9 protein-coding genes are annotated in these 9,902 nt (G+C 68.7%); 6 read left to right on the top strand and 3 right to left on the bottom strand.

What is annotated here, in order from left to right; all coding sequences use genetic code 11:
- The 3 genes from ACI3KS_RS17555 to ACI3KS_RS17545 form a co-directional block, all read right to left on the bottom strand.
- Positions 1 to 646: biotin/lipoyl-containing protein (locus ACI3KS_RS17555; RefSeq protein WP_404919826.1), on the bottom strand; the 646-nt coding region annotated here is incomplete at its 3' end.
- A gap of 69 nt (positions 647 to 715) precedes the next feature.
- Positions 716 to 2,089: a dihydrolipoyl dehydrogenase gene (lpdA, locus tag ACI3KS_RS17550; protein WP_404919825.1), complete on the bottom strand. Its 1,374-nt coding sequence runs from the start codon at positions 2,087 to 2,089 to the stop codon at positions 716 to 718.
- 2 nt (positions 2,090 to 2,091) lie between these two features.
- Positions 2,092 to 3,564 carry a leucyl aminopeptidase gene (locus ACI3KS_RS17545; RefSeq protein WP_404919824.1) on the bottom strand — a complete coding sequence of 491 codons (1,473 nt, stop codon included), beginning with the start codon at positions 3,562 to 3,564 and terminating at the stop codon, positions 2,092 to 2,094.
- A 113-nt stretch (positions 3,565 to 3,677) separates the two neighbouring features.
- On the opposite strand from ACI3KS_RS17545, the gene ACI3KS_RS17540 reads away from it, so the two are divergent.
- From ACI3KS_RS17540 to ACI3KS_RS17515, 6 genes are all read left to right on the top strand, one after another.
- Positions 3,678 to 4,619, top strand: a complete 942-nt coding sequence (locus ACI3KS_RS17540) for a proteasome assembly chaperone family protein (RefSeq protein WP_404919823.1) — start codon at positions 3,678 to 3,680, stop codon at positions 4,617 to 4,619.
- A gap of 156 nt (positions 4,620 to 4,775) precedes the next feature.
- Entirely contained in the window at positions 4,776 to 6,005 is a 1,230-nt protein-coding gene (locus ACI3KS_RS17535) for an RNA polymerase sigma factor (protein ID WP_404919822.1), read from the top strand.
- Entirely contained in the window at positions 6,005 to 7,321 is a 1,317-nt protein-coding gene (locus ACI3KS_RS17530; protein WP_404919821.1) for a MurT ligase domain-containing protein, read from the top strand. The genes ACI3KS_RS17535 and ACI3KS_RS17530 overlap by 1 nt, the downstream gene beginning before the upstream one ends.
- Entirely contained in the window at positions 7,318 to 8,076 is a 759-nt protein-coding gene (locus tag ACI3KS_RS17525) for a type 1 glutamine amidotransferase (protein ID WP_404919820.1), read from the top strand. The genes ACI3KS_RS17530 and ACI3KS_RS17525 overlap by 4 nt, the downstream gene beginning before the upstream one ends.
- Complete coding sequence (locus ACI3KS_RS17520; protein WP_404919819.1) at positions 8,076 to 8,774, top strand: alanine racemase; 699 nt, start codon at positions 8,076 to 8,078, stop codon at positions 8,772 to 8,774. Before ACI3KS_RS17525 ends, ACI3KS_RS17520 begins: the two co-directional genes overlap by 1 nt.
- A complete protein-coding gene (locus ACI3KS_RS17515) occupies positions 8,771 to 9,811 on the top strand; it encodes an alanine racemase (RefSeq protein WP_404919818.1) in 1,041 nt (346 codons plus the stop codon). Before ACI3KS_RS17520 ends, ACI3KS_RS17515 begins: the two co-directional genes overlap by 4 nt.
- Positions 9,812 to 9,902: the final 91 nt, after the last annotated feature.

Here is a 9,902-nt window from a genome sequence, read left to right as displayed (position 1 = left end):
CTTCGGGAGCGGCAGGAGCCGCGGCCGGAGCGCCGGAGCCGACGCGAGCCAGGACCGCGCCGACGGCGATGGTCTCGTCCTCGCCGGCGACGATCTCCTGCAGCACGCCCGCGACGGGCGACGGGATCTCGGTGTCGACCTTGTCGGTCGAGATCTCCAGCAGCGCCTCGTCGACCTCGACGGAGTCGCCGACCTGCTTCAGCCAGCGGGTGACGGTGCCCTCCGTGACGCTCTCACCGAGCTCGGGGAGGACGATGTCGGTCGCGTCGCCGGCGGGTGCCGCGGTGGGGGCGGCCGGAGCGGCGGGTGCCTGTTCCGGCTCTGCCGCCGGTGCCGGGGCCTCTGCGGGCGCTGCCTCTGCGGCCGGCGTGGCGGCTGCCGGAGCATCCGCCACGGGGGCGGCCGCGCTGCCATCGCCGATTCGCGCGAGGAGCGCGCCGACCTCGACGGTCTCGTCCTCGGCGACCAGGATCTCCTCGATCACACCGGTGACGGGGGAGGGGATCTCGGTGTCGACCTTGTCGGTCGAGATCTCGAGCAGGCCCTCATCCGCCTGCACTGTGTCACCGACCTGCTTCAGCCAGCGGGTGACCGTACCCTCTGTGACGCTCTCACCGAGAGCGGGGAGGACCACGGATGTGCTCATGACGGAGTCTCCTTCAAGAATGTGTTTTTGACGCGTGTCTAGCTTAGTGACCTGCGCACCGGTTGGTGTTCAGAGGGCGTGCAGCGGCTTCCCGGCCAGCGCCAGGAACGCCTCACCCAGGGCTTCGCTCTGGGTGGGGTGGGCGTGAATCAGCGGAGCGATGTCCTCGGGGTGCGCCTCCCAGGCGACGGCCAACTGGCCCTCGGTGATCAGTTCACCGACTCGATCACCGAGCAGGTGCACGCCGAGGACCGGGCCGTCCTTCAGACGGACGACCTTCACGAGACCCGCCGTGCCGATGATCTCGCTCTTGCCGTTGCCGGCGAGGTTGTACTCGTAGGCGCTGACGGCATCCGCTCCGTGCGCGTCGATCGCCGCAGCCTCGCTGATGCCGACCGATGCCACCTCCGGGCTGGAGTAGGTGACCTTGGGGATCTGCGCGTCGGGGACCGGCGCGGGCGAGAGGCCCGCGATGCGCTCCGCGACCGCGATGCCCTGCTGGAATCCGCGATGCGCGAGCTGAAGGCCGGGGACGATGTCGCCGACCGCCCACACACCGGGGGCTCCGGTTCGCAGCTCCTCGTCGACGGTGACGAACCCGCGTTCGAGGGTCACGCCCGCCGCTTCGAATCCGAGGTCTGCGGTCGCTGGTCCCCGACCGACGGCGACCAGCAGATAGTCGGCCGTGTGGGTGGAGCCGTCCTCCAGTGTGACGGTCACGGACGTGTCGTCCTGCGTGGCGGATGAGAAGCGGATGCCGAGAGAGGAGGTGATCCCGCGCCGGCGGAATGCCCGCTCGAGTCCCTTGCTCATCGCGACGTCCTCGTTCGGCACGAGGTGAGGCAGAGCCTCTATGATCGTGACCTCGGCGCCGAAGGAGCGCCAGACACTCGCGAACTCGACGCCAATCACTCCGCCGCCCAGGATCAGGACGCGCTCGGGGATCACGTCCAGCGCAAGCGCGTGCTCGCTGGTGAGCACCCGCCCGCCGATCTCGAGCCCGGGGAGCGTGCGACTGTACGACCCGGTGGCGAGGATCACGTCCGCGCCGACGTAGACGTCGTCGCCGACGCTGACGCTGCGGTCGGGGTTCAACCGTCCGAGTCCGCTCACCGTCGTGATGCCGCGCGCCTTGACGAGTCCTTCGAGTCCCTTGAACTTCTTCGCGACGATGCCCTCGCGGTAAGCGCGGACGCCCGCCGGATCGATGCCGTCGAGAGTCGCCGAGATCCCGACGTGGGCTGCGCCCCGCACATGCTCCGCGACTTCGGCGGCGTGCAGCAGGGCCTTGGTGGGGATGCAGCCGCGGTGCAGGCAGGTGCCGCCTACCTTGTCCTTCTCGATGAGGGCGACCGACTTGCCGAGCTCGCTGGCGCGGATGGCCGCGGCGTAGCCGCCGCTGCCTCCGCCGAGCACGACGATGTCGAAGGTGTGAGTGGTCATGGTCATGCCTCCGTGCGGGATGCCTGGGCGAAGGCGACGATCGAGCGGACCATCGCCCCGGTCGGCCCCTTCTCTGTGAAGCCGTAGGGCGCACCGTTGTGCTCGCTGGATCCGGCGATGTCGAGATGCACCCAGCGGATGCGCGGTGCGTCGTCCGCATCGGAGATGCGCCCGACGAAGCGGCGCAGGAAGAGTCCCGCGTACGACGCCCCTCCCATGCGATCGCTCATGTTCGCGTTCTGCAGATCGGCGATCGGGGAGTCGAGGGAATCCTCCATGTGCGCGGGGAGAGGCATGTGCCAGGCGAGCTCGTCGGACTCTGCGGCCGCGGCGAGGAACTCGGCGACGGTCTCATCGTCTCCGAAGACCCCCGTGTGGCGGTGCCCGAGCGCGGCGACGATCGCGCCGGTGAGCGTCGCGACGTCGATGATGACGTCGGGGTTCTCGCGGCTCGCCGCGACCAGCCCATCGGCGAGGACCAGCCGTCCCTCGGCGTCCGTGTTGTTGACCTCGACGGTGGTGCCGTCGAGCATCCGCAGCACGTCTCCCGGGCGGATCGCGCGTCCGGAGGGCATGTTGTCGGTGATGCACAGCCACGCGGTCACGCGTACGGGAAGCGCGAGAGCCGCGATCGCCCGCAGCGCGGCGAGGCTCGTCGCCGCGCCGGCCATGTCGAACTTCATTCCCACCATCGACGCGGCGGGCTTGAGCGACAGCCCACCGGTGTCGAAGGTGATCCCCTTGCCCACGAGCGCGATGTGACGCACGGCATCGGCGGGCGAGTAGTCGAGGCGGACGAGGCGCGGCGGACGATCGGAGCCCTGTCCGACGCCGAGAATCCCTCCGAAGCCATGCTCGGCCAGGGCATCTTCGTCGAGGATCTCCACCGTGACGTCGAGACCGGCGACGCTGGCCGCCGCGCTCTGGGCCAGTTGAGCGGGGCTCTGCCACTCGGCGGGGACGTTGACGAGATCCTTGACGAGCGCCACGGCCTCGCCGATCGCGTTCACCCTGGCGACGGCTTCGTCGTCGAGGTCGGCGTGGAGGGTGACGGCCGACGCACGCGGTTTGGGCGGGTCGCTCTTGTACCCGTCGAAGCGGTGTCCGCCGAGCACGGCGCCTTCTGCGGCCGCTTCCGCGTGCTCCTCGAGCCCGGGTGCCAGGGCGAGGGAGACCGTGGCGAAGCCGGTGAGCGTGCGCAGCGCGACGCCGACCGCCGCGCGCACCGTGCTCGCATCCGGCGTGCGGCCGGCTCCGACGACGGCGAGTGGCAGATCCGTCACCGAGGGTGCGTGCACGCGGGCGAAAGCGGATGCCGAACCGGTGAACCCGATTCCCTGCAAGGCCTCGCCCAGACCGGGGTAGGCGGACAGCGGCTCGAGGGAATCCGAGATGTCGGGGATGACGAGCACTGCCGCGTCTGCAGCGCTTCCGGGGAACTGATCTGAGGTGCTCGAGAGCGCGGGAAGCGTCATGACCTCCATCCTAGGGACGGCCGGCCCGCGCGGCGCCAGCGGCGGACGTGCGTGTTCGCTCTGAGCATGACGAGAGCAGCCCCGCCGTCGGAGGCTGCTCGTAGCATGGGAGCATGCCTTTCTCCGGAGACATCCATGACCGCGTCGCCAGCGCGCCGGCGGTTCCGCACGGCTTGCCCCTGGTCGTGCTCCTGACCGGCTTCACCGATGCCGGAAACGCCGTATCCGGTCTGATCGATCACTTGCGCGAGACAACCGATCCGCAGCCCGTCGTGGTCTTCGACAACGATCTGCTCCTCGACTACCGGGCTCGGCGCCCCGTGATCTCGTTCGATCAGGACCATCTGACCGAGTTCCGCCCCGCGCGGCTCGAGCTGTCCCTGGCGACCGACGCGCTCGGCCAGAAGTTCCTGCTGCTCGCGGGATACGAGCCGGACTTCGCATGGAACGCGTTCGCGGACACGGTCCTCGACCTGGCCGCCGAGTACGAGGTGTCCGGCCTGAACTGGGTGCATTCGATCGCGATGCCGGTGCCGCACACCCGTCCGATCGGCACGACGGTCAGCGGCAATCGGCGCGACCTCGCGGTCGTGCACTCCGTCTGGCGTCCGCGCACCCAGGTTCCCGCGACCGCCGGGCATCTGCTGGAGTACCGGTTCGCCGAGCGCGGTGAGCGCGCCGTCGGCTTCGTCCTCCTGGTGCCGCACTACCTCGCGGAGACCGAGAACCCGGATGCCGTGATCATGGCGGCCGACAAGCTGATGGCGGCGACCGGGCTCGTCCTGGTTCTCGACGAGGTCCAGGAGCGACGCGAGGACTATCTCACCCGGGTGAACGAGCAGGTCATCGGCAACGAGGAGCTGCAGCAGATGGTGCACAACCTCGAGCGCCGTTACGACGCCTACATGGCGGGCCGCGATCCTGAGGACGGCAGCTACGACGAGGGCGGCTTCAGCGAACGCGATCTGCCGAGCGCCGATGAGCTCGCTGCGGAACTCGAGCGCTACCTCGCGACGCGGCCGTCGGGTGATGACGACAAACAGGGTCGCGGCTGACGGATCCGTCCGGAATGCGCCCGCACTCCCATACGTGTGCGATACTAGGGGTTCGACCCGTTGTCAATCGGTCTTTTCGAAGATCGGACTTGACAAGGGTCTTACTAGTGTCCGAAAGTCCCGGGGCGTATCCAGCAGCCCCGTGAAAGGCGAAACGTGACTCCTGCCACGACAAAAACATCCCGGACGAAGAAGACCGCCGACGCACCCGACGTCGACGAGCAGATCGCGGAGGCCGCGGAGAAGCCCGCGCCCAAGACCGCTGCTCAGCGTGCCGCCGCGAAGCGCGCGCCCGCGAAGAAGAAGAAGGCGGATGACATCGTCGAAGAGGACGATGCTCCCGTCGCCGAGGCGGAGGAGGACGAGGACGACAAGAAGCCCGCGTTCACCGAGCCGCTTCCGACCGGCGCGATCGTCATCTCGTCCAAGGACGATGAAGAGGTCCCGGTCTACTCGACCCAGATCACCGGCGCGACCGCCGACCCCGTCAAGGACTACCTGAAGCAGATCGGTAAGGTCGCGCTGCTGAACGCGGCCGAAGAGGTCGAGCTCGCGATGCGCATCGAGGCGGGTCTGTTCGCCGAGGAGAAGCTGTCGACCATGTCGGCCGCCGAGAAGACCAGCCAGCTCGGTCTCGACCTGCAGTGGGTCGCCCGCGACGGCCAGCGCGCGAAGAGCCACCTGCTCGGCGCGAACCTTCGTCTCGTCGTCTCCCTCGCGAAGCGCTACACCGGCCGCGGGATGCAGTTCCTGGACCTCATCCAGGAGGGCAACCTCGGTCTCATCCGCGCCGTCGAGAAGTTCGACTACACCAAGGGCTTCAAGTTCTCGACCTACGCCACCTGGTGGATCCGCCAGGCCATCACGCGCGCCATGGCCGACCAGGCGCGGACCATCCGCATCCCCGTGCACATGGTCGAGGTCATCAACAAGCTCGCGCGCGTGCAGCGCCAGATGCTCCAGGACCTCGGACGCGAACCCACCCCCGAAGAGCTCAGCCGTGAACTCGACATGACGCCCGAGAAGGTCGTCGAGGTGCAGAAGTACGGCCGTGAGCCGATCTCTCTGCACACCCCGCTCGGTGAGGACGGCGACAGCGAGTTCGGTGACCTCATCGAGGACACCGAGGCCGTCGTTCCCGCGGACGCCGTCGGCTTCACGATGCTGCAGCGTCAGCTCGAGCAGCTGCTCGACTCGCTCTCCGAGCGCGAGGCGGGTGTGATCCGCATGCGCTTCGGTCTGGGCGACGGTCAGCCGAAGACCCTCGACCAGATCGGCGACACGTTCGGGGTCACCCGCGAGCGCATCCGTCAGATCGAGTCGAAGACCATGGCCAAGCTGCGCCACCCGAGCCGGTCGCAGTCGCTGCGGGACTACCTCGAATGATGGCGGGCGCACCTCAGGCGCGCTCCGCTGGCATCCGGTACATCTTCCCCGTCTTCGCAGGGAAGCTCGCACGGTTCGCCACGCGTCTGCGCGGTGGAGGATCTGCGTTCCCCGGGTACCTGACGAACCGGCTCGCGCCGACGCTTCTGCCGACCCTGGCGGGTCAGTTCCGTCACGGTGTGGTGTTCGTGCTCGGTTCGAACGGCAAGACCACGACGACGCACATGATCAGCGAGGTGCTGCGTGCGCACGGATTGACCGTCTTCACGAATCCGACGGGTGCGAACCTGCCGCAAGGCGTGACGAGCGCTCTGCTGGCGGATGCCACGCTCACCGGTCGCATCAAGGCCGACGTCGCCGTGCTCGAGATCGATGAGGGCTATGCGGCCGACCTCGCCGATCGGCTCTCCCCGTCGGTGATCCTGTCGCTCAACGTGCAGGTCGACCAGCTCTACCGCTTCTACGAGACCGAACGCGTCGCCGACATGATGCTCGAGGCGTCGAAGCGCGCCTCGGCTCACGTGATCGTGAATCGGGACGATCCCTACCTCAGCAAGATCGACACAGATGCCATGCGTGGCGAGGTGTCGTTCTTCGGGGTCTCGGCCGAGCTGGTCGCCGCGTCCGCGCACGGTCTGGCGAACGCCGCCGACACTCGCAGCGGCAATGCCGGCGTCCTCGATCGAGAGGCGTACGCCGAGGTCATCAGCGTCGAGGGGCGTGACGTCGTCGTCCGGGTCGACGGCCAGGACGCGGCACTCACCCTGCCGGCTCGTGGTCTGCACTACGCCGCGGATGCCGCAGCGGCGCTGACCGTCGCCTCGCGCGTGCTGGGTGCGGCTTTCACGACCGCGGCTGCAGCGGACGGCTTCGCCCGGATGGCCCCGGCCTACGGTCGCGGCGAGGTGATCCCGCTGCGCCGCGATCCTGCCGGCGAACAGGTCGAGTTCGTGATGTTCAAGAACGCGCCCAGCCTGCAGATGAACCTCGACGCTCTGGACGGCACGCCGCAGCGCGCGCTGATCGCGATCGATGAGGGCACCCCGGACGTGTCATGGCTGTACGACGTCGATTTCGACGTGCTGAAGCGGATCGATGTCGTGACGGGCGAGAAGGCCTATCAGCTCGCTCTGAGCCTCGAGCACGCCGGAGTGGAGATCGGAGTGGTCGAGCCCGACATGGAGAAGGCGGTCGCGATCATGCGGTCGCTGGACCCCTCGCCGTCTGGCCGCCAGACCTGGTTCGTGAACTACGAGTTGATGATGATCGGACGCCGCCTGCTCGGCCACGGAGACCAGGAGATCGCCCGCCGATGACCGAGACCGTGTCTATCGTCCAGATGTACCCCGTCGAGCTCGGGATCACCGGTGACCGCGGGAACGTCCGCGCGTTGCAGGCCCGGCTTGAGCGCTCAGGGATCGCTGTCGACGTCCACCACGTCGGCATCGGCGATGAACTCCCCGCGGACACCGACATCATCGTTTTCGGGAACGGCCCGCTGTCGGCGATGCGCATCGTCGTCGACGACCTGCGCTCCCGCGCGACGGAGCTCGAGGAGTTCGTCGCGTCCGGCCGCAGCCTGTTCGCTGTCGGCGCCTCTGCCGAACTCCTCAGCCACGGCGTGGAACTGCTCGACGGTGAGGTCCTCGCGGGTCTCGGTGTCTTCCCGTTCCGCGTCTCCCGCACACGGGAGCGCAATGTCGGCTACATCATCGCCGACACGGCGGACGGCAGGGTGATCGGCTTCGAGGATCACGCCTCCGCGTGGACACTCGATGCGGATGCCGTGGCCGTCGGGACCGTCGTCGACGGCAAGGGCAGCTTCCGCCTCGGTGAGAGCGCAGGAGAGATCGTCCGCCGCGATCAGGCGTATGCCTCGAACGTGCAGGGTCCCGCCCTGCCGCTCAATCCATGGTGGACCGACGCCATCCTCCGCGCCGTCGCAGATCGGCGGGGCTTCGCCTGGGCGACCGGCGCCGAGCACGCCTCCCTGAACGAGTACGCCGACGGTGCGCGCGCCGCGATCGAACACCTGGTCCACAGCAAGGACTTCCGCACGATAGGCCTCTGATGGTGACCAGCAGCGCGGTTCCCCGAGGCGTGATCTCCCGGTCCGCGTTGACGAGCGCGGCCGCTGCGGCGGTGGCCGCGGGCGGCAGCATCGCCGATCTCCGACGCGACGCCTGGGGCCACGGCGTGCTCTCCGTGGCTCACGCCGTGCAGATCGCGGGGGCGGATGCCGTTCTCGTCGACACCCCGGCGCAGGTCGAAGCACTTCGACTCGAGGGCCTCGACGCGGTCGTCGAGGCGACGGCCGACATCGACGCCCGGCTGTTGTACGGGCTTCCCGACGCCTCCGGTGCTCTCACGACCGATCCGGTTCTCCGCCTGGTCGGACGCGTGATGTCGACCAAGCGGCTGAAGCCGGGCGATGCGGTCTCCTACGGATACACCTTCCGAGCACAGACGGCCACCCGGGTGGCACTGGTCACCGGGGGATACGCCCAGGGCATCGTGCGCAGTCTCAGCAATCGCGCGTCGGTCGAGATCGACGGATCACTGCATCCGATCATCGGACGTGTGGCGATGGACGTGTGCGTCGTCGACCTCGACGGCGGCGACGCGGAGATCGGTGCCGAAGCGACGTACTTCGGCGGACGCGGCCCGGTGTCGGGCGCTCTCGCGCAGTGGGCGTCGATCACAGGGCTGACCGTCGCCGAGCTCGTCGCTGTCGCCGCCACGCACGCGGTGAGGGAATGGGAGCCATGACCCGTCCGGAGCTCAGGATCGACAGCAGACGCTTCCGCGCGAACATCGACGCGGTTCGGGGACGCATCGCGCCCTCGGAACTGATGCTCGTGATGAAGGACGATGCCTACGGGCACGGCCTCACCTGGGCGGTCGAGACCGCGGAGAACTCCGGCATCGGTTGGTACGGGAGTTACGACATCCGCGGCGGCGTCGAGATCCGCCGTGTCCTCGAGAAGCCCGCGCGGATCTTCGCGTGGGCGACGTCTGAGGATGACGAGGTCGACGAGGCGCTGCTGCAACAGATCGATCTCGGAGTCGGAACCGACGAATACCTGCGCCGGGTGATCTCGCGAGCCGATTCGCTGGGCATGCGCGCGCGGGTCCATCTCAAGATCGACACCGGACTGCATCGCAACGGCATCCTTCCCGAGGACTGGGCGCAGACCGTGGCCCTCGCGCGTGCGGCGGAGCGCGAGGGATCCCTCGAGTTCGTCGGCGTCTGGAGTCATCTGGCAGAGGCGAGCGATGCCGAGGACGATGATGCGCGCCGCGTCTTCGACGACGCGGTCGAGGTCGCCTCGGCCACGGGCCCGACACCGTCCGCGCTGCATCTCACGGCGTCCGCTGCGTCCTGGTGGCGTCCGGAACTGCGCGGTTCCCTCTCCCGCATCGGGGCGTTCTGCTACGGCATCCGCTCCGCGGACGGTCCCGATCTCGACGGCATCCGGCCGGTCGCCGAACTGACGGCGTCGGTGATCGAGATCGACGGACGTGATGCGGTGATCGGCATCGGTGCATTCGACGGCCTTCCGTCGTCCCTGTCAGGCGCGCTCATCGGGACCTCTGCGGGGGCGCGAGTCCTCGACCGCATCGGCGAGACGACCTCGCTCGTCGCCGACCTCGACGGGGCGCGCGTCGGCGACACCGTACGTCTGTTCGGCGGGGGAGCCCATGGCGAGACCACGGCCACGGGGCTCGCCGAGCGCATCGGCACCGTGGGCGAGGAGATCCTCACGCGGCTCACCGGTCGCGTCCGCCGCGTCATCGTCGACTGACCGGTACGAAGAGTCCGGTACGAAGAGCCCGGTACGAAGAAGCCCCGAGCCGGCCGGAACGGCGACTCGGGGCTGGATGCGTCAGGCGACG

Source organism: Microbacterium sp. ZW T5_45 (assembly GCF_044987415.1).
In the GTDB taxonomy this organism is placed as follows: domain Bacteria; phylum Actinomycetota; class Actinomycetes; order Actinomycetales; family Microbacteriaceae; genus Microbacterium.
This window is presented reverse-complemented; position numbering and strand designations above follow the sequence as displayed.

Excerpts from the sequence above, each read along its gene's own strand:
- lpdA (WP_404919825.1), bottom strand. The coding sequence starts at position 2,089 with ATGACCACTCACACCTTCGACATCGTCGTGCTCGGCGGAGGCAGCGGC.
- ACI3KS_RS17545 (WP_404919824.1), bottom strand. The coding sequence starts at position 3,564 with ATGACGCTTCCCGCGCTCTCGAGCACCTCAGATCAGTTCCCCGGAAGC.
- ACI3KS_RS17540 (WP_404919823.1), top strand. The coding sequence starts at position 3,678 with ATGCCTTTCTCCGGAGACATCCATGACCGCGTCGCCAGCGCGCCGGCG.
- ACI3KS_RS17530 (WP_404919821.1), top strand. The coding sequence starts at position 6,005 with ATGGCGGGCGCACCTCAGGCGCGCTCCGCTGGCATCCGGTACATCTTC.
- ACI3KS_RS17525 (WP_404919820.1), top strand. The coding sequence starts at position 7,318 with ATGACCGAGACCGTGTCTATCGTCCAGATGTACCCCGTCGAGCTCGGG.
- ACI3KS_RS17520 (WP_404919819.1), top strand. The coding sequence starts at position 8,076 with ATGGTGACCAGCAGCGCGGTTCCCCGAGGCGTGATCTCCCGGTCCGCG.
- ACI3KS_RS17515 (WP_404919818.1), top strand. The coding sequence starts at position 8,771 with ATGACCCGTCCGGAGCTCAGGATCGACAGCAGACGCTTCCGCGCGAAC.